This window comes from Selenomonas sp. oral taxon 136, assembly GCF_001554015.1.
In the GTDB taxonomy this organism is placed as follows: Bacteria; Bacillota; Negativicutes; order Selenomonadales; family Selenomonadaceae; genus Centipeda; species Centipeda felix.
Window position 1 is genome coordinate 759628 of the sequence record NZ_CP014239.1, and the last position, 18856, is coordinate 778483.

Here is an 18856-nt window from a genome sequence, read left to right on the forward strand (position 1 = left end):
AAGCTGAATTTTCGCTGAACATTCCGGATGCTGCAATATTTCGCCGCTTCTCAGTCCTCCGCGTTGTCAAGGCTGTCCAGCTCGTATGGTGTACCCTGATAGACGTAGTAGTTCAGCCAGTTCGCAAAGAGCAGATGTGCGACGCTGCGCCAGCGCACGACGGGCGGACGGCTCGGGTCGTCGTCGGGGTAGTAGTTCAGCGGGATATCAGGGTTCATCCCCGCCGCGCGGTCGCGGTCATACTCCGCCTTCAGCGTCAGTGGATCGTACTCGGCGTGCCCCGTGATAAAGAACTGCCGCCGCCGCAGATTCGCGATGATGTAGACGCCTGCATCGCCCTCGGCGAGAACGGTCAGCTCGGGCACGGCATCGACGTCGGCACGGCGCGTCTCCGTATGGCGCGAGTGCGGCACATAGAAAATATCGTCAAAGCCGCGCAGGAGGCTCTCATGCTGCACACAGCGATGGTGCTCATAGACGCCGAAGATCTTCTTCTCCGTCCAGTGCTTCGGGATGCCGTAGTGATAGTAGAGCCCCGCCTGCGCGCCCCAGCAGATGTGGAACGTCGAGAAGGCGTGCTTCTTGCTCCACTGCATGATCTCTGCGACCTCGTCCCAGTAGGCGACCTCCTCGAAGGCATACTGCTCGACCGGCGCCCCCGTGATGATAAAGCCATCGTATTTTTTATGGCGCACCTCGGCAAACGTTCCATAAAATTCTGAGAGATAGGCGCGTGACGTATGTGTCGGGACGTAGGACTCCGTATAGATGAAGTCAGCCTCCACCTGCAGCGGCGTATTGCCGAGGAGGCGCAGAAGCTGTGTCTCCGTCACCTCCTTGATCGGCATGAGATTCAGAATGAGCAGCCGCAGCGGACGGATATCCTGACTGTAGGCGCGCGCTGCGTTCATGACGAAGATGTTCTCCCCCTCGAGAACATTCGTGGCGGGCAAATTGTTGGGTATCTTAATCGGCATATTTTTCCCTTCCCATGGATATTATCGAACCTGATAGCGCGTCACCCACGTGCTGTAGCCGTCAGCAAAGGCACGCAGACGGACAAGCCCGCGCTCCTCGGGTGCGTCACGGTTAATCATGCGGTACGCTCCCTCATAGCCGTCGTCGAGTGCCTGCCAGCCCGCCTGCGGCGACCAATAGCGCCCCGTGACAATGCGCTCCGTGCCCTGTGGGAGGTTCACTGCACGTTTGTCGAACTTGATCTCAAGAGCCTTTCCGTCGGCACCCCGCACCTCCGTCCATGCCCAGAAGACAAGATTGTCCCCCATGCGGCGCATGGTCGAGGTGTCTGCCGTCACCTGCGTTTTGACCCCGGACGTTTCATCCGACCAAAGCAGGATCCAGCGGTCTTCCGCACGCAGGCGCTGCATCTCCCCCTGATGGAACACCATGTCGATGATGGCTGCATAGAACTCCTCATCGAACTGCTGGGAGTTCATCTCCTTTTCCTTGCCCTCACCCTTCGACCAGAGCACCTTGCCGGCGCTGTCGTAGAACGTCTCACCGAGGTACTGCAGCGTACGGCTCTGCGGTACAACGCGCACCTGCGCAACGGAGTACGAGAGCTGCGCGGGATTTGGGATAACGTGGTCGATCTTGTAGTTGCGGATGGTCTCCTCCGCGCCCTCATAACTGAACGAGGTCTTGATCTCTGCCTCGATCTCCGTCGCCACCGCTCTGCCGTCACTCGTCGCCACACTCTGGGCGATGTGGACAGAGGCGGGTGCGTAGTATTTCGAGTACCTGTCGTTCGAGCTCAGCCAGACCCACGTCTGCCCCTCGTCGGCAAGCACCGCAGGGCAGAACATGAGCAGGGAAAGGAGGAGCGTCGCCGCCCCCATCCAAAACGATCTCACTGCACTCATCCGTTGCTCTCCTCTCTTGTGGAAGCACTGATAAATTTAGCCGTGCCATCTTGACGCATCTTTTTTGCCCGCACTTCGGCGGAAAATCCTCCACAGAGCACCACTCTGCGTCCGGTTTTCCACCTCGTTCGGACGAAAAATCTACGCCAATCTGACGGACTTCATTTTATCAGCGATTCCTTGTCACTGTGCATCAGATCAGCGGGACGCTCTCACGCGTGCGCCCGCCCGTAAAGTGAATCTGCTCTGTATAGCCAAAGGAGCGGGCATACTGCACTGCCTCCTCATTATAACGCGCACAGTCCTCGGGCTTATGCGCATCCGATGTCGTGATGAGCGGCAGGCCGTGCGCATATGCCACGCGCATAAAGTCCGGATACGGCGAAAACTCGTGCACCGGATAGCGATAGTACGTCCCCGTGTTGAGATCGACGATCATATCTGCCGCTGCCATCGCCGCCGCCACGCGCTCGAGATACGGCGTCACATCGAACGTTGGAAAGTGACGATACAGGCGGATGTTGAACGGATGCCCGAGCACGTCGTAGAGATGTGCCGCCGCGAGGTGCTCTGCCTCCTCCGTATACCACTCGTAGATCTCCGTCAGCGGGTGGTTGTCCCACTCCGCCACGATGGCCTCTGTGTCGTACGCCCAGCCGTGCAGGAAGTGCACCGAGCCGATCACATAGTCGAACGGATAGGCGGCGAGGATCTTTGCGGCCGCCGCCTGATCGCGGAAATTGCAGACCTCGATGCCCGCGCGCACCTTGTGCTTTTTCCGCAGCTTTTCAATAAAGGAAAAATACTCGTCAAGCGTGTACTTGAACTTGTTCTTTTTCAGCCATTTCCGCTGAAACTGTCCCACAGTACTGTCGTCCAAGATAAGATCGTCATAGTAGAACTGCTCGAACTCAGGAAAGGTATGGGAGTGCTCCGAAAAACCGATCTCATAGACGCCGCGCTGCTCTGCCGCACGGAAGAATCCCTCCGCGTAGTCCTCATCGTACGAGCCGTACTCAAGATGCATGTGATAGTCAAAGCGCATATGACACCTCAGTCAAACTCCCCCGCGAGAATGCGCTCGCAGACCTCTATCACGCCGTGCTCGCGATTGCTCGGCGCACGGTAGCGCGCACGCTCCTTGACGGCGGGCAGGGCGTTCTCCATCGCAAAGCTGTAGTGCACGGCATCCATCAGCTCAAGGTCATTGTCGTAGTCGCCAAACGCCGCACACTCCTCGGGCGCAATACCGAGCTGCCGCTGAATCTGCGCGACGGCTGCCCCCTTGCTGACACCGAGGTTAAAGAGATCGATCCACTTCGTACTCGAGAGCGTAACCTGCAGGCGGTCTCTATACTGCTGCATCGTCGGCAGTATAGAGGTCTCGGCGTGTCCTGTAAGATCACAGAGCGAGATTTTTATCAGGACATCGTCCACGCCGGCGAAGTCCTCTACGACCGACGACACTGTAACGTACTGATCCAGCTCATGGCGAAATGCCGGTACATTGTCGCGTGACAATATGTAGCCGCTCTTTTTCCCGCACATGACCATTTGCACGCCGGGGATCTCCATGCCCGTCCGCAGGCCATCGAGCACAAGCGTCCGCTCAATCCCGCTCGAAAAGATCTCCCTGCTGCCCTCCATCACCATTGTCCCGTTCTCCGCGACGAAGATCAGCTCGTCCTTCCACGGAGCGAACGTCCGTCGGAGCGATGCGTACTGCCGTCCCGAGGCGGGGGCAAAGCGGATGCCGCGCTCCTTCAGCCGCGCATAGAGATCGCCGAACTCCTCCGGCAGCCGCCCGTTCTCATCCAAGAGCGTCCCATCCATATCTGAAAAAATCAGCCGTATCACATCATCGCCCCTCTCCCGTTCGATACAATGTTCTCATTATAACAAAGAACAATTTTTCGCGCAATAAAAAAGGGGGCGTCTGTATGTGCTGATACAGCCTCATACCCCCCAGAGAACAGCTCCGCCATCTCAGTGCATCAGAGATCGTCATCCTCATCATCGCCCATCGTTGAGGCATGGAAGAGCTGCGTTCCGTTCTTTCCCGCCTCTGCCGCCTGTTCCATGAGAGCGAGGATATTGTACGCTCCGCCGACAAGCTGCGCGCTGACCATCTCGATCAGCATGGGGAGATTGACTCCGGTGACAATGCCATACGCTTCATTGTTTGCCGCGAGACGGCAGGCTGCGTTGTAGGGACTCCCGCCAAAGAGATCGTTGAGAAAAACGACTCCGTCCGCACAGTCAAGCTCCTCGATTGCCGCCTCGTATTTCTCCACGACATCGTCGGGTCCCTCGCCCGGCACGAGCGTCACCGCACGCACATTCGGCTGCGGTCCACAGATCATCTCGCAGGACGTAACGATTTCCTCGGAAAACGTCCCATGTGTTCCAACAATGATTCCAAACATCTTGCATACCCCTCTCAATCCACCATATCAATTTTCTTCAGGAAGTGATAGATGCCGTCGGCATCATTCGCCTCCGTAACGCTTGCGGCAATCCCCTTGACTTCCTTGGGGGCATTGCCCATCGCGACGCCGTGTCCGACATAGCGCAGCATCGAAACGTCGTTGTAATTGTCGCCGAAGGCAAGTGCCTCCGTGCGGTCAATCCCATAGTGCTCGAGCAGCACCTCGATCCCCGCCGCCTTCGATACGCTGCGTTCGATGATCTCCAAGAGATGCGGCAGGGAGCGCATGACAGATAGTTCCGGAAAGACCTCCGAAAGCTCCCGCTCCATGCGTTCGATCAGCGCGGGTGCCCCCATGGCAAAGAGTTTGTTCGGCAGAACGCCGGCCGCCGTCAATGCCGCAAAATCCGCAGTGACGGACGTAACCGTTGTGATTCCCTCCTCTCTGCACACCTCGGGGTCATCGCGATGACGCACGTACCATGTATGTCCCGCATAGTAACTCATGGACGCTGCAGGATACTGCGCAGCAACACGGTGCAGTACCGCCTCCGTATGCGCGCGCGTCATGCGCTCATCGTGAATCTCCGTCCCGTCCGGTGTGATGACGAGAGCCCCGTTGTAACTGATAACGGCAGTGCGCCCCCCGATCTCCTCCACAATCGGAGCGATGGCCTCGGGCATCCGTGCTGAGACCAGTGCGAACGGAACTCCCTTTGCGACAATCTGCCGTATCGCTGCCGCCGTGCGCGGAAGAACGTGGTGATCGGAGGTGAGCACCGTGCCGTCAATGTCCGAGAAAACGATTTTGTAGTCCATATCTTCTTCCCTATTCACTCCTCCATGTCTCACTGCTGCAAAATTGCATTGATCTCCTTTTGCAGCCGATTGAGTGCGTTGTGAAACGGCGGCGGCTTCTCGATCATCGCCGTGATTTCGCGGTCGGCATAGAGCATTGCCTCCGCACGCCGCTCGAAGCGGTACGGGGTGACAGCAGCACTCATAGCATCGCTCACATCTGCCGCTGTCATCGCATTCTCCCCTGCATCCCAGAGAAAAATTTCCTCTGCCGCGCGCGACCGAATGACATCACGCCGCGCCGGCAGGGCGTGCGACTTCTCGAGCACCATCGCCTGTATCTCCGGATCGGAGGTCAGGATCTTCATCAACGACCATGCGAGCTCCTTCCGCTGCGTGCGTGCGCTCATCCCCACGAGCAGGCTGTCCATCGTCGTGATATTGCCGCCCGATGGTCCCGCAGGAAGCGGGATGCAGTCCCACTCGAACGAGCTGTACTTCTTCACGCGCCATGGATAGGGCTTGTACGTACGATACTCGGCAAAGGTAAACGGACGAAACGCGACACGTCCCATGTCAAAGTCATGTGCCGTGACCTTGTACCCCGCGTGGGTTCCCTCAAGCTCCTTGATGAAGCGCACCGTCTCCTCCATACGCGGGTCGGCGAAATACGAAGCCGTTCCATCCTCCCGAAAGAGACGAACGCCGTTCGCAGCGGCCGCCTGCTCCCATGTGTAGTCGTAATAGCCAAACTGATCGGGCACACCGTCGCCGTCCGTATCCTTCGTAAGTTGACGTGAGAGCGCGCAGAAATCCTCCCACGTCCAGTCCAGCGGCGGCATGGCAAGCCCCTCATGCGCGAGCAGTGTCTTGTTGACAAACATGAGGGTAATCATGTTCTCGCAGGGCAGCGCATAGGAGCGTCCATCCTTCTGTCCGTTCTGAAATGCCGCACGATCATAGAGCTCTGGGGAAAACTCCGCATCCCTCTCCACAAAGGGGCTGATCTCCATGAGCGCACCACGCGCCGCGTAGAGTTCGAAGTCCTCGGTCGGCAGGAGGAAGACATCGGGTTCCTCTCCTTTCAAAAACTGTGCGGCGAGCCACTCCGGATAGTCCTCGCGGCGTATGCCGCTCACGTAAACAACACGAACGCCTGGATGCCTCTCCTCGAACTTTTCAATCGCCCGATCAATGACGGCATACGGTTCGCCCTGCGGCACCCCCCAGTTGCTGCCCGCAAAGATGCCAACGGTCAGAACGGGGCTGCTGCGCTGTACCAGCCATGCGACAAGGAGCGCAGCAATGAGGAGCACGAGAAGGGCGAACGCATAGTTTCGCTGCACGTGCATCTCACCCATCCCCTTCCCCCTTCATCTGTGAGAGTCCGATCTGCACGGCCCAGAGTGCAAGCTGTGTCCGGTCGCGCAGATTCAGCTTTGAGAGTGCCGTGCTGAGGCTGTTGCGGACGGTACCTTCCGAAAGGGAAAGAGCAGCAGAGATCTCCTTGTTCGAGAGGCCGCGCCCGACGAGCTGGGCAATGCTGCGCTCCGTATGACTGAGGTCGTGCAGACCCTGCAGATCCGTCTCCGCGACATAGGAGCCATGTGCCATCTGGCTAAAGAGTTTCACCACTTTGTTCGTAACGTCGGGATTGAGGATATTCCCACCGGAGACAACGATGCGGATCGCATCCGCCAGCTCCTGCACGCTCCCGCCCTTGAGCAGATATCCGCTCGCCCCGTATTTCAGTGCAGAGTAAACGTAATCATCATCATCAAACGTCGTGAGGATAATGATGCGCACATCGGGATATCGCTCCTTGACCGCTTTCGTGCAGAGCACACCGTCAAGCTCCGGCATGCGTATATCCATGAGGATAATATCGACGGGCGTCTTCGCGAGAGCGGCAAGTGCCTCGCGCCCATTCGACGCCATCGCCGAAACCTCCATATCCTCATTCATCTCAAGTACGATCTTCAGGCTCTCCCGTATCAGCTCCTGATCGTCAGCTATCATGACGCGAATCATACAGCCTCTCCTCCCCCGCTGAGCGGTATCGTGACATCCACCGTAAATCCCGCCCCGCTCCGATACGCCGCCGTACCATGCAGGAGGCAGAGGCGCTCCTGCATGTGGCGCAGGCCGAAGCCCGGTATCACCTTTGGACAGCCCACACCGTCGTCGACAATGCGGATGCATAGCATTCCGGCCTTTTCCCCAATGGTGATGTGCACGTGCTTCGCCTGTCCATGCCGGTGGGCATTCGTCAAGCTCTCCTGTAAGACGCGGTAGATGACATCCTCCTGATCCTCACGCAGATTCGCCGGCCACTTCTTTACATCGAGCGAAACCTCCATGCCCGACGTCTGTGCATAATCTTGCGTCATGGCAGTGATCGCCTCCTGAAAGGGCAGCTTCTCCATCGCATCGGGGCGCAGCTTCTTCATCGAGCGACGCACGTCCGTGATGCCATGCTGTGCCGCATCACGGATGCGCGCAAGCTGTGCACGCGTGAATGCGGGAGACGAGTCCAGCGTCACCATGCAGGCGTCCAGTCCTGCGGTGATCCCCGTCAAGGCGTGGCCAAGCGTATCGTGGATTTCGCGTGCGAGACGGTTGCGCTCACGCGTCTCCGCCATGTGTGCTGCATGAATGGCATAGACGCGGAGACGTTGGTTTGCCTCTTCGAGCTTCTCATTGAGCAGACGAATGCGTGCACGCTCCTCATTCTTGTGTCGGATGAGCAGAACGAGATAGGAGATGAAGAGAATCGTGTTCAGCGAGGAACAGGCACTCCGAAGGGCGCGCAGAATGCTCTGTGTTTCGCTGTTATAATAGGCGACGTAGGACTCAAAAGGGATGACTTTCGTCTGGTAGAGTGCGAGATTGACATTCGCTATGAGGTAGAGAACAACAAGCGCGCCAATCAGGAAATAGGCACGATGATGTCCCTCATAACGCTGCATCAGATCTGCGACGACAAGCAGGACGACACCGTCATAGGCAAAGTTTACACTGTGCATCAGTGCCATGCACGCGGCAATCTCAAGCATGAGCAGGAGATAGAGATGCGGCCGCCGATCCGAACGATCCATGCGGTAGAGCCCGCCGAACAGGACGAGCAGGAGAAAGGACAGCGCCGTCAGCAGGCAGCTCTCCACGAGCGGGAGAGGAAGCGCCTCCACCTGTTTCAAGAACGCGTATGCGTTCATGGACGTGTAGATCTTGTACTGCGTCAGACAAAGAAAGGCGCTCAGCAGAGTGATAACGAGGGCATTGTATGCGTAGAGCAGCCCGTACATCTCGCCAAACACGCGCCCATATACGGTGCGCAGAACCGCCTCTGCCGCCATTCAGTCCCACCCCCCGTCGTCATTTTCATTCATATTTTCGCGTGTCAGGAGACGTGTCGGCAGCTCGACATCAGCTGCCGACGCCCCCGAAAGAATGCGATATGCCTCTTCTGCTGCCATACGACCGATCCCGCGCGGCGACTGCACAGCAGTCGCCGTCATCCAGCCCGTGCGGATGAGCTCCCGACTCTCCGGTACGCCGTCCACACCGTACACCATCGTATCCCCCGGCATACGCCCTGCACTCTGCAGTGCTGCAATCGCGCCAAGCGCGGCAGGATCGTTCAGCGCCATGACTGTGTCGATGTCGGGGTGCTCCATGAGCATTTTCTCCATGGCGGGCATGGCGCGCTCGAGTTGTCCACTGCACTCTGCCTCGGCGACAATCTGAAAGGACGGATGCTGTGCTATCTCCGCACGAAAGCCTTCGATGCGCTGCTCCGCCGAGCGCGCTTCGGCGTGTTTAAGCAGAGCGATGCGTGCGCCGTCCGCATGTGCAAGCAAATGTGCGGCACATTGCCGCCCCGCATTGTAATTGTCCGATACAACAGTCGCGGCAACATCGCTCCCCGCTGCGATATTCGTATCAATAGCAATGACAATGACGCCGGCGGCACGTGCTTCACGCAGCACATCGTTCATTCGCGTACCGTCAACGGGATTGATGAAGAGCACCCGCACCCCTTCCGCAATGAGCGCACGGATCTCCTCAATCTGTCGATCGGCATTGAGGGCAGGATCGCGCGAGATGAGGACATCGCCGTTGTTCTCGACCACGGTGCGGATTTCCTCATCAATGATCTCATAGAAGGGATTGTTCGTCGTCATGTAGACGGCGCCAAACTTCGTGCGCATCTCGTTCCCGCGCGCGGAGTGATCCGTTCGGGCAAACTGCGCACAGGCGAGTCCCGTGAGAAGAACGACGAGAAGCAGTCCCCATCGCCATGACAATCCTTTCTGCATGATGCGGCTCCTCTAATCAAAACATGATGCTGCCATGCCGTTATCCATACGTCCTCCATTATATATCAAAAGGGGCTGCCGCACGAATTTTTCTTCGCAGAGCAACCCCCAAACTGTTTAGGCAAGCAGGCCGATGGCATAACCGACAATGCCGATGGCAAAGAGTCCAAGAATGATGATGAGCGGATTGACACCCTTCCGCAGGAGATACATGCAGGCGAACGTCATGAGAAGCGGAACAATCCCGGGCATGAGGCTGTCGAGAATCGACTGCACCGTCGTCACAACGACCTCGCCCTTTGCATTCACATATTCCGAAAGCACGAGCGGCATATTGACCGTCGTCCACTTCGCAACGAGTGCGCCCATGACGAGAAGTCCAAGCACGGATGAACCCTCTGTGAGGTAGCGCATCTTGTTGCCGCCGATGCCCTCGACGAGCTCCGTGCCCTTGGAATAGCCATACATAACACCGTACCAATGGGTCAGAAGACGCAGGGCATTGAACGCGACAAAGAAGATGATCGGGCCAAGGATGCTGCCCGTGAGTGCAATGCCCGCGCCGAGTGCAGCAAGAACAGGCCGCAGCGTCCCCCAGAAGATCGGATCGCCAACGCCGGCGAGCGGTCCGATGAGACCGACCTTGACACCGGAGAGGGTCTGCTGACTGATGTCTGCACCGTTCGCACGTTTCTCCTCCATCGCGGCGATGATGCCCATGATGGCAGCACCAAGGAACGGCTGCGTGTTGAAAAATTCGAGGTGGCGCTTGAGGGCCGCCTTGAGCTCATCGCCCTGATAGAGCTTCTTGAGCGCAGGAATCAGCGAAACGCAGAACCCCATCGCCTGCATACGCTCGAAGTTGAAGGAGCCGAGCAGGAAGTTGGAACGGACAAAGATCCAGAAAAGATCTTTCTTGTTTAATGTCTTAGTCATTGCCCTGTCTCCTCACATCAGATCTGAATCATCAACATCATCGACGGGGTTTCCCGTACCGCCGCCGGCACACGCAGCAGCCGCCTGTGCCTCACGCTCCAGTCCCTTGATGTGGAAGAAGGCACAGAGAAGGCCGACCGCGCCAAAGCCGATGAGGTTAAAGTTCGTGAAAACGGCGAGCAGAAAACCGAGGAAGAAGTACGGCATCAGCGACTTTGCATTCATCATGTTGATGACCATCGCGTAGCCGACGACAACGATGAATCCGCCGGCAACCTGCAGACCGCGCGTTACGACCTCGGGAATCGAATTGAGCATGGCACTGACCGTATCCGTGCCCGCAATGAGTGCAACGAGTGCAGCGGGAACAGCAACGCGGATGGCCTGCAGAAGAAGACCTGCAACGTGGCACATCTCAATACCGAAGGTATTGCCCGTATCGGCAAATTTATCCGCAAGATGCTGGAAGAAGACGGTGATCGTACGAACGAAGATCGTGAGCACCTGACCTGCCGCCGCAAGCGGAACCGCAAGGGCAATGCCCGCGGCAATATCCTGATGTCCGACGATGACGAGGATGGTCGCAACCACGGACGCAAGAGCCGCATCCGGAGCCATTGCTGCACCGACGTTCATCCATCCGAGTGCCATGAGTTCGAGCGTTCCACCGAGAATGACGCCGGTGGTGACATCGCCGAGCACAAGTCCGACGAGCGTGCAGGCAATCAGCGGACGGTGAAACTGCGCCTCATCGAGCACACTTGCCATGCCTGTGAGCGCCGCAACGGCGATGAGCAGGACAAACTGTACTGTATCCATATACGTTACCTCCTATGTCCAATCTTGGCTAAACAAGCCCCTTTGCCTTGAGTGCCTCCATGACGTCGCCCTTCGGCTCATTCCACAGCTTACGAATCTCTACCTCAATCCCCATATCGAGGAGCTCCCGGATGGCCTTGACATCCTCAGCATTGACGGCAACCGCCTGTGAGATGAGTGTGTCGCCATCCTTGAAGCACTTGCCGCCGAGGTTGACGGACTTGAACGGAATGCCGCCCTTCACCGCACGCACAACGTCCGCAGGATTCGTGAAGAGAAAGAGCGTCTTGAAGGAATCGTACTTCGGATCCTTGTACGCAGCAACAGCCTTGTCCACAGGAACGACATACGCCTTGATGCCCGGAGGGGCAACCTGAATGAGCAGCTTCTTGCGCATCTCGTCCTGCGCCACATCGTCGTTGACGCACATGATGCGGTTGCAGCCCGTCATCTTTGTCCAGACCGTTGCGACCTGTCCGTGGATCAGACGGTCGTCGATGCGGCAGAATGCGATCTCCATGATGAAATCCCCCTTGATCTTAGAAAGCAGATGATTACTTTTTTTCATATTATAATTACTGCGATAAATAATGTCATCTGAGATATGTCACCTCTTTTCAGGTTTTTTTCATGACAAATGTCATGAAGTCATTCTTTTCTGTCACCATGCCTGTGAACGCAATCTGTGGTATAATGAAAGAAATGTATGAGATGAAAGGGGATGCGCCATGCTCACAGAGCGAATCAATGTGCACCTGCGTGAACTGAGTGAGGCGGATCGCTGCATCTGGCGTTACATCGACGCCAACCGCGCGGCGGCGAGCCGCTCCTCCATCCACGAGCTGGCACGGGCGTGCGCCGTCTCGAGTGCCTCGGTCGTACGCTTTGCACAGAAGCTCGGCTTTGACGGGTTCGGCGAGATGAAGGCGATCATGCGCATGGAGGCTGCCCCTGCCGCAGTACCGCCGCAGGATGTCCGCACGGCGCTCAGCGGTTTCTACGATCAAACGTGGCGTGCGCTGATGCAGCGCGACTACACGCGGGCGAGCCGCCTGATGAACGGGGCGCACCGCGTCTTTGGCTACGCCTCTGGCTACGTGCAGACGAACGTGATGCAGGAGCTGAAACGGCTCTTTTTCTATGACAATATCTTTATCTATGAGATCGCGGGGCGCGAGGAGTTCTACTCCGTCTATCAGGAGGCGGGGCCGGACGATCTCTTTATCTTCATCTCGCTCTCGGGCGAGTCGGCGCGCACGGTGGAGTTCGCGGAGCAGCTGAACCTGAAGGGCATCCCCGTCCTCTCCATCACGGAGATGCGTCACAACACGCTCGCGAGCCGCTCCACAGAGAACCTCTACGTCATGCCCGCAGAGTTCAATCTGCCCGAGAACGAGGCGCGTCTCCAGTTCAAGTCCATGCTCGCCTATTTCCTCCTGCTCGAGATCTGGTACGTCCACTATCGGCTCTATGCGGAGGAATGTGCCGGGATGTAACAAATTTCATATGATGTACTTCGGTACGACCTCTGTATATCGCTCCCGAATGCCGCGAAGCTATTGCTTTCGCGGCGTTTTTGCATTATCGTAGACATAACGGATTATGGCTGATCCAATATCGTTGCGGAATGGGTTAAGGAGGAGAAGGCACATGGCACTCAGCAAGGATGTCATCATGCAGAACATGCAGCGGTTCGGCGGCGCGATGTATACGCCCGTCATTCTGTTCGCGTTCTTCGGTCTCACGGTGGCGGTGTCCATCGTATGTAAAAACACGGGGCTGCTCGGCAGTATCGCCGCGCAGGGTACGGTATGGTACGATTTCTGGTACGTGGTCGAGCAGGGTGCGTGGACGGTCTTCGCACAGATGCCGATCCTCTTCGCCATTGCCGTGCCGATCGGCTTTGCGAAGAAGGAGCCCGCACGCTGTGCGATGGAGTCGTTCGTTATCTATATGCTGTTCAACTACTTCATTGCAGGTTTCCTGACGCTCCATGCGGATGTCTTCGGCGTGGACTACAGTCAGGCAGCAGGCCCCGGCACGGGACTCGCGATGATCGCCAACATCAAGACGCTCGACATGGGCATGCTCGGTGCGATCTTTATCGCCTGCTGCACGGCGTTCCTGCACAATCACTTCTATGACACGGACATCCCGGACTGGCTCGGCATCTTCAAGGGACCTGCCTTCGTCGTCGCCATCGGCTTCGTCGTGATGATCCCGATGGCACTCATTTTCTGCTTTGTCTGACCTGCCGTTCAGCACGCCATTGAGCACTTTCAGTTTTTCCTCAAGACCAGCGGCATCGTCGGTGTCTGGGCATATACGTTCTCGGAGAAAATCCTCCTGCCCGCCGGTCTGCATCACTTCATCTATCTGCCGTTCATCTATGGCCCCGCGATTGTGGACGGCGGCATTCAGGCCTACTGGCTCGGGCATATCAATGACTTTATGACGAGCGCGCAGAGTCTGCGCGAGCTCTTCCCCGAGGGCGGCTTTGCTCTCCACGGCAGCGGCAAGGTGTTCGGTCTGCCGGGTGCGGCACTCGCGATCTATGTCTGCGCCAAGCCCGAGAAGAAGAAAAAGACGGCGGCGCTCCTCATCCCCGCGACGATCACGGCGATGCTTTGCGGCATCACGGAGCCGCTGGAGTTCACTTTCCTCTTTGTCGCACCTCTGCTCTATCTGATTCACGCGCTGCTCTCGGCAACGCTGTCGGCGACCCTCTACTCCTTCGGACTCTCGGGGAACTTCGGCGGCGGTCTGATTGACTGCTTCGTGCAGAACTGGATCCCGCTCTTCCCGTATCACTATACGGAGTACATCACGCAGATCGTCATCGGACTGTGCTTCACTGCCATCTACTTCTTTGTCTTCCGCTGGGTTATTCTGCTGAAGGACTACAAGACGCCGGGACGCACGGATGATGCGGTGGAGGACAAGCTCTTTACGAAGGCGGACTACAAGGCAAAACAGGCGGGTGCCGCTGCGGACGGTGCCGCTGCGCCGAGCATGAAGCTCGATGAGCGCGATGTAAAGGCAAAGGCATTCCTCGAAGGACTCGGCGGCCCGTCGAACATCGTCGATGTGACGAACTGTGCAACGCGTCTGCGCGTCACGGTCAGCGACCCCGAGCGCGTTGCCCCGGCGGTTGCCTTTACGGATGCAGGCGCACATGGTCTGGTGCGCAACGGTCACGCATTCCAAGTCATTGTCGGACTCTCGGTGCCGCAGATCCGCGAGCGTTTTGAGGCACTGCTCACCGCCCCCGCATCGGATGCGGCAGAGACGGCGGTCGGCACGGAGAAATCCGTCGCGATCAACGCGGTCACGACGGGACATGTCATCGACATGACCGAGGTCAAGGATGAGATGTTCTCACAGAAGATGATGGGCGACGGCGTTGCCGTCGAGCCGACGGAAGGTGTCGTCGTTGCACCGGCGGATGCCGAGGTGACGATGGTCATGGAGGACAGCCGTCATGCGGTAGGTCTGCGCATGGACAACGGTGCAGAGATGCTCATCCACATCGGCGTGGATACGGTGAAGCTCGAGGGCAAGGGATTTGAGATGCACGTCGCGATGGGCGACCGCGTGAAGGCAGGAACGCCGCTCGTGACGTTCGACCGCACGGTGATCCACGAGGCTGGCTATCAGGATACGGTCATCATGGCGGTGACGAACTCCGGCGAGTATCCGCTGATGAAGAAGACGACAGGCATGGATGCAAAGGCAGGAGAGACGCCCGTGCTGACGTTCTGAGAAACACTATGCTGTTGTGCAACAACAACAAGGCGTCTCGATAATAGGAAAAATAGGGAAAGGAAAGGGTCTGCGATGAACGAGTACAAATGGTGGCAGAACACCGCCGTCTATCAAATCTACCCGAAGAGTTTCAACGACACGACGGGCAGCGGGACGGGCGACCTGCGCGGCATCACGGAAAAGCTCGACTATCTGAAGGAGCTCGGTGTCGGCGCGGTCTGGCTCACCCCCGTTTACCCGTCCCCCATGATCGACAACGGCTACGACATCAGTGACTACACGGGCATCAATCACGACTTCGGCTCGATGCACCAGATGGAGGAGCTGATCGCAGGCGCAAAGGAGCGCGGCATCCGCATCATCATGGATCTCGTCTACAACCACAGCTCCGACCAACATCCATGGTTCCTGAAGTCGCGCTCCAGCCGCACCAACGAAAAGAGTGACTGGTACATCTGGCGCGACCCGAAGGAGGACGGCAGTGCGCCGACGAACTGGCGCGGCATCTTCGGCGGCTCTGCGTGGACATACTGCCCCGAGCGCGGGCAGTACTACCTGCACACATTTGCCGAGGCGCAGCCCGATCTCAACTGGGAGAACCCGGAGGTACGCGCCGCCCTCTACCGCGCTGCGAACTTCTGGCTCGACAAGGGCGTCGGCGGATTCCGCATCGACGCGATCACCTACATCAAGAAACCAGCCGTCTTCACCGACGGCACACCCGATGCGGCAGACGGCATGGTGAGCGTCCACACGATGACGGTCAATACGCCCGGCATTCTGGACTTCCTCCATGAGTTCCGCCGCGAGGTATTTGACGGACACGACATCTTCACCGTCGGTGAGGCGAACGGCGTCAGCCCCGCAGAACTCCCCGACTGGGTCGGCGAAAACGGCGTATTCTCGATGCTCTTTGAGTTTGCCCACGTCCTCGTCCCCTACGAAAGCGGCGAGGCATGGTGCAAGATGCAGCCGTGGAAGCTGACGAAGCTCAAGGCGGCGCTCTCCGCAAGTCAGGCGGGGGTCGCCCGCGAGGGCTGGTGCCCGATCTACTTTGAGAACCACGACCGCGCGCGCTCGGTGAACTACTTCCTCCCCGAGGACGCCGACCCCGTCCTCGGAGCAAAGGCACTCGCCACGGTGCTGCTCACCCTGCGCGGCACGCCCTTCATCTACGAGGGCGAGGAGCTCGGCATGACGAACGTCGCATGGGACAGCATCTCCGACTATGACGACATCTCCTCGCACGGACAGTACGAACTGGCGCGCGCGGAGGGATACCCCCCCACTGAGGCACTGTCCTTCGTTCATTTCAACAGCCGCGACAATGCACGCACGCCGATGCAGTGGAATGGCTCCGCACATGCGGGCTTTACGACGGGCACGCCATGGCTGCCTGTCAACGAGAACTATCCTGTTGTCAACGCGGCGGCAGAGGAAAAGGATGCGGACTCCGTTCTCGCCTACTACAAGAAACTCATCCGCCTGCGGACGGAACATCCGCTTCTGCTGCGCGGCAAGTATGAGGAACTGCTGAAGGACAGCGAACAGATCTATGCGTTTGCGCGGACGGAGGGGAACCGCCGCACGGTCACAGCGGTCAACTTTACGACAGAGCAGGCAGCGCTCCCCGCAGAGCTGCAGCGCGGAACGCGCCTCATCGGAAACTATGCGGATGCGCCGCTGTACGCGCTGCGCCCGCTCGAAGCCATCGTCTATGAGGAGGAAATCGGATGAAAGTAGCGGCAAGCGACTATGATGGGACACTCCTGCGCGGCGGCAAAATCGACGCCGAGACGAAGGAGGGCATCGCCCGCTGGCGCGCGGCGGGGCATAAATTCGGCGTCGTCTCAGGGCGTGACTACGGGATGCTCGTCCCGCAACTGCGCGCCTACGGCGTTGAATTCGACTACACGGTCTGCAACAATGGCGGCATCATCCGCGGCACGGACGACAGTGTACGGTTTCAGGCGGAGATCGCACCGCGTGCGCTGACGGCAATCGCCGCCGAGCCGACGGCGCAGAAATCGTTCCACTTCGCCTTCTCGGCGGCAGAGACGACCTACCTCTGCCACCATTCCGAGGGCTCGTGGATCGAGCGCGAGGCAAAGGAGTGGGACTTCCCCATCACCTACATTGAGGAATCCGACATCGCGGGGCTGACGAAGATCCATCAGTTCTCGCTTGGCTTTCCGGAGCCGGAGCAGTCCAATGCGTGCGCAGAGGTACTGAATGCGAAGCTCGGCGACCTCATCCATGCCTTTCCGAACGCGTGCAGCCTCGACATCACGCCCGCCGGCATCGGCAAGGACGAGGGCATCCGTACCCTCCTCCGCGTCATGGGCTGGGATGATGCGGAGATCTACGCCATCGGTGATGAGACGAATGACCTGCCCATGCTGAAGGCATTTGACGGGTTTTCACTGACTACAGCGCGCCCCGCGATTCAGGAACAGGCGCGCGCGGTATTCCCGAGCGTCGGTGCGATGCTCGATCATTTTTGTTGAAAAGGAGGAAAATCATGGGTCTGGATCATAAGAAATTTAAGGAAATCAAGGCAGCCTTTACCTTGGACGACGATACGCTGCACCACATTGCCGATGATTTTCGCACTGAGATGCACGCAGGGCTTGCGCACGAAAAGGGTGCGAGCCTGCGGATGCTCCGCACGTTCGCGAGTCTGCCGACGGGTAAGGAGACCGGCACATTCCTCGCGCTTGACTTCGGCGGGACGAACGTCCGCGCCGTCCGCCTCCGCCTCGACGGCAGCGGCAAGTACAAGGTCGAAAGCAAGGTCGCCAAGCCGCTCACGCTTCCCGGCGTCTACGACTACATCTGCGCGGATGCAACGGCGGATGAGATGTTCGACTTCCTCGCCGAAATCATCGACGAGGCAATCGAGGGCGACCACGAGACCAAGTATCTGCTCGGCCACACCTTCTCCTTCCCCTCGGAGCAGACGAACCTCTGCAACGCGCGGCTCATCACTTGGACGAAGGAGTTCGCCACGAAGGGCGTCGAGGGCAAGGTCGTAAACGATCTCCTCGAGGATGCACTCATGCGGCGCGGCATGAAGAACGTCGTGCCCGTCGCCGTCATCAACGACACGGTTGCCGTGCTCCTTGCGGCGGCGTACAAGCGCGAGCACACCTACATCGGCTCGATCTACGCCACGGGGCAGAACACCTGCTACTTCGAGAACTTCGCGGACGGCAGCGAGAAGCCAATGGTCATCAACATGGAGTCGGGCGGATTCAACCGCCTCCCCTTCTCGAAATACGATGATGCCATCGACGCCTGTTCCGAGCAGCCCGGTGCACAGCGGCTCGAAAAGATGGTATCGGGACGCTACCTCGGGATGCTCTACGGCTCGGCACTCGCCGATCTCCTCGGGGAGGAGGGAGCCTCGTATCCCTTCACGAGCATCGAGCTCTCTGCCATCGTGGCAGATGCCTTCCTCGACCGCCACGCCGCGGGCGCGATCATCGAGGCCAAGACGGGCATGACCTTTTCCGCCGCCGACCGTGCCCTCATGCAGGATCTCGCGGGGACGGTGATCCAGCGCTCCGCGCACATCGTCGCCGCGACCTATGCGGGCATCATCCGTCACCGCGCGGGTGAGACAAAGGCAGAGAACCAGTTCATCGCCGTGGACGGCTCGGTCTATGAAAAGGTGCCTCTCGTCGCGCATCATCTGCGCGGCGCACTCGATAAGCTCCTCCTCGATGAGGCGGTCAACATCCAGATCATCCTCGAAAACGCCGGCTCCGCTCTCGGCGCAGCACTCGCCGCCGCCATGACGGAACAGAGCTGAGCGAACAACCAAGATACAGCCGAATATACAGCAACGCCCCGCAGGACTGATCTGCGGGACGTTTTCATCGTTTTTTTAGCAATTCCTTAATGTA

The 18856-nt window shown here is 58.4% G+C and carries 17 protein-coding genes and 1 pseudogene; 5 read left to right on the top strand and 13 right to left on the bottom strand.

Annotation, left to right across the window (positions count from 1 at the left end; all coding sequences use genetic code 11):
• Window positions 1–50 precede the first annotated feature (50 nt).
• The 13 genes from metA to AXE86_RS03535 all read right to left on the bottom strand — a co-directional run bounded on the left by metA (window position 51) and on the right by AXE86_RS03535 (window position 11703).
• Window positions 51–977: a homoserine O-acetyltransferase MetA gene (metA, locus tag AXE86_RS03475; protein ID WP_061944724.1), complete on the bottom strand. Its 927-nt coding sequence runs from the start codon at window positions 975–977 to the stop codon at window positions 51–53.
• Between the two features lie 21 nt (window positions 978–998).
• The gene (locus AXE86_RS03480; RefSeq protein ID WP_061944726.1) at window positions 999–1883 is read right to left on the bottom strand and encodes a hypothetical protein; all 885 of its coding nucleotides are present in this window, start codon (window positions 1881–1883) and stop codon (window positions 999–1001) included.
• Between the two features lie 193 nt (window positions 1884–2076).
• Window positions 2077–2928 carry a histidinol-phosphatase gene (locus AXE86_RS03485; protein ID WP_061944730.1) on the bottom strand — a complete coding sequence of 284 codons (852 nt, stop codon included), beginning with the start codon at window positions 2926–2928 and terminating at the stop codon, window positions 2077–2079.
• Between the two features lie 8 nt (window positions 2929–2936).
• Window positions 2937–3740, bottom strand: a complete 804-nt coding sequence (locus AXE86_RS03490; RefSeq protein ID WP_061944733.1) for a Cof-type HAD-IIB family hydrolase — start codon at window positions 3738–3740, stop codon at window positions 2937–2939.
• Between the two features lie 137 nt (window positions 3741–3877).
• A complete protein-coding gene (locus AXE86_RS03495; protein ID WP_061944734.1) occupies window positions 3878–4309 on the bottom strand; it encodes a PTS sugar transporter subunit IIA in 432 nt (143 codons plus the stop codon).
• 14 nt (window positions 4310–4323) lie between these two features.
• Complete coding sequence (locus AXE86_RS03500; RefSeq protein WP_061944737.1) at window positions 4324–5130, bottom strand: Cof-type HAD-IIB family hydrolase; 807 nt, start codon at window positions 5128–5130, stop codon at window positions 4324–4326.
• Between the two features lie 29 nt (window positions 5131–5159).
• A complete protein-coding gene (locus AXE86_RS03505; protein WP_232294915.1) occupies window positions 5160–6470 on the bottom strand; it encodes an ABC transporter substrate-binding protein in 1311 nt (436 codons plus the stop codon).
• The gene (locus AXE86_RS03510; RefSeq protein ID WP_061944739.1) at window positions 6463–7140 is read right to left on the bottom strand and encodes a response regulator transcription factor; all 678 of its coding nucleotides are present in this window, start codon (window positions 7138–7140) and stop codon (window positions 6463–6465) included. The genes AXE86_RS03505 and AXE86_RS03510 overlap by 8 nt, the downstream gene beginning before the upstream one ends.
• Window positions 7137–8465, bottom strand: coding sequence for a sensor histidine kinase (locus AXE86_RS03515; protein WP_232294916.1), 1329 nt, complete (start codon window positions 8463–8465; stop codon window positions 7137–7139). The genes AXE86_RS03510 and AXE86_RS03515 overlap by 4 nt, the downstream gene beginning before the upstream one ends.
• Window positions 8466–9428, bottom strand: coding sequence for a sugar ABC transporter substrate-binding protein (locus tag AXE86_RS03520; RefSeq protein WP_061944742.1), 963 nt, complete (start codon window positions 9426–9428; stop codon window positions 8466–8468).
• Between the two features lie 117 nt (window positions 9429–9545).
• Entirely contained in the window at window positions 9546–10364 is an 819-nt protein-coding gene (locus tag AXE86_RS03525; RefSeq protein ID WP_061944744.1) for a PTS system mannose/fructose/sorbose family transporter subunit IID, read from the bottom strand.
• A gap of 12 nt (window positions 10365–10376) precedes the next feature.
• A complete protein-coding gene (locus AXE86_RS03530; protein ID WP_061944747.1) occupies window positions 10377–11183 on the bottom strand; it encodes a PTS mannose/fructose/sorbose transporter subunit IIC in 807 nt (268 codons plus the stop codon).
• 28 nt (window positions 11184–11211) lie between these two features.
• Window positions 11212–11703 (bottom strand): PTS system mannose/fructose/N-acetylgalactosamine-transporter subunit IIB, encoded by a 492-nt coding sequence (locus AXE86_RS03535; RefSeq protein ID WP_061944748.1) that lies wholly within the window; start codon window positions 11701–11703, stop codon window positions 11212–11214.
• A gap of 208 nt (window positions 11704–11911) precedes the next feature.
• Between AXE86_RS03535 and AXE86_RS03540 the strand changes: the two genes are divergently transcribed.
• From AXE86_RS03540 to AXE86_RS03560, 5 genes and pseudogenes are all read left to right on the top strand, one after another.
• Entirely contained in the window at window positions 11912–12679 is a 768-nt protein-coding gene (locus tag AXE86_RS03540) for a MurR/RpiR family transcriptional regulator (protein WP_061944751.1), read from the top strand.
• Window positions 12680–12833: 154 nt separating this feature from the next.
• Window positions 12834–14945, top strand: a pseudogene (locus tag AXE86_RS03545) (alpha-glucoside-specific PTS transporter subunit IIBC).
• A gap of 75 nt (window positions 14946–15020) precedes the next feature.
• Window positions 15021–16685: an alpha-glucosidase gene (locus AXE86_RS03550; RefSeq protein WP_061944753.1), complete on the top strand. Its 1665-nt coding sequence runs from the start codon at window positions 15021–15023 to the stop codon at window positions 16683–16685.
• A complete protein-coding gene (locus AXE86_RS03555; RefSeq protein ID WP_009753062.1) occupies window positions 16682–17455 on the top strand; it encodes an HAD-IIB family hydrolase in 774 nt (257 codons plus the stop codon). The genes AXE86_RS03550 and AXE86_RS03555 overlap by 4 nt, the downstream gene beginning before the upstream one ends.
• Before the next feature lie 14 nt (window positions 17456–17469).
• Window positions 17470–18762, top strand: coding sequence for a hexokinase (locus AXE86_RS03560; RefSeq protein WP_061944756.1), 1293 nt, complete (start codon window positions 17470–17472; stop codon window positions 18760–18762).
• Window positions 18763–18856: the final 94 nt, after the last annotated feature.

Excerpts from the sequence above, each read along its gene's own strand:
- AXE86_RS03540 (WP_061944751.1), top strand. The coding sequence starts at position 11,912 with ATGCTCACAGAGCGAATCAATGTGCACCTGCGTGAACTGAGTGAGGCG.
- AXE86_RS03550 (WP_061944753.1), top strand. The coding sequence starts at position 15,021 with ATGAACGAGTACAAATGGTGGCAGAACACCGCCGTCTATCAAATCTAC.
- AXE86_RS03560 (WP_061944756.1), top strand. The coding sequence starts at position 17,470 with ATGGGTCTGGATCATAAGAAATTTAAGGAAATCAAGGCAGCCTTTACC.
- AXE86_RS03530 (WP_061944747.1), bottom strand. The coding sequence starts at position 11,183 with ATGGATACAGTACAGTTTGTCCTGCTCATCGCCGTTGCGGCGCTCACA.
- AXE86_RS03535 (WP_061944748.1), bottom strand. The coding sequence starts at position 11,703 with ATGGAGATCGCATTCTGCCGCATCGACGACCGTCTGATCCACGGACAG.
- metA (WP_061944724.1), bottom strand. The coding sequence starts at position 977 with ATGCCGATTAAGATACCCAACAATTTGCCCGCCACGAATGTTCTCGAG.
- AXE86_RS03515 (WP_232294916.1), bottom strand. The coding sequence starts at position 8,465 with ATGGCGGCAGAGGCGGTTCTGCGCACCGTATATGGGCGCGTGTTTGGC.
- AXE86_RS03555 (WP_009753062.1), top strand. The coding sequence starts at position 16,682 with ATGAAAGTAGCGGCAAGCGACTATGATGGGACACTCCTGCGCGGCGGC.
- AXE86_RS03480 (WP_061944726.1), bottom strand. The coding sequence starts at position 1,883 with ATGAGTGCAGTGAGATCGTTTTGGATGGGGGCGGCGACGCTCCTCCTT.
- AXE86_RS03485 (WP_061944730.1), bottom strand. The coding sequence starts at position 2,928 with ATGCGCTTTGACTATCACATGCATCTTGAGTACGGCTCGTACGATGAG.
- AXE86_RS03525 (WP_061944744.1), bottom strand. The coding sequence starts at position 10,364 with ATGACTAAGACATTAAACAAGAAAGATCTTTTCTGGATCTTTGTCCGT.
- AXE86_RS03510 (WP_061944739.1), bottom strand. The coding sequence starts at position 7,140 with ATGATTCGCGTCATGATAGCTGACGATCAGGAGCTGATACGGGAGAGC.
- AXE86_RS03500 (WP_061944737.1), bottom strand. The coding sequence starts at position 5,130 with ATGGACTACAAAATCGTTTTCTCGGACATTGACGGCACGGTGCTCACC.
- AXE86_RS03495 (WP_061944734.1), bottom strand. The coding sequence starts at position 4,309 with ATGTTTGGAATCATTGTTGGAACACATGGGACGTTTTCCGAGGAAATC.
- AXE86_RS03520 (WP_061944742.1), bottom strand. The coding sequence starts at position 9,428 with ATGCAGAAAGGATTGTCATGGCGATGGGGACTGCTTCTCGTCGTTCTT.
- AXE86_RS03505 (WP_232294915.1), bottom strand. The coding sequence starts at position 6,470 with ATGGGTGAGATGCACGTGCAGCGAAACTATGCGTTCGCCCTTCTCGTG.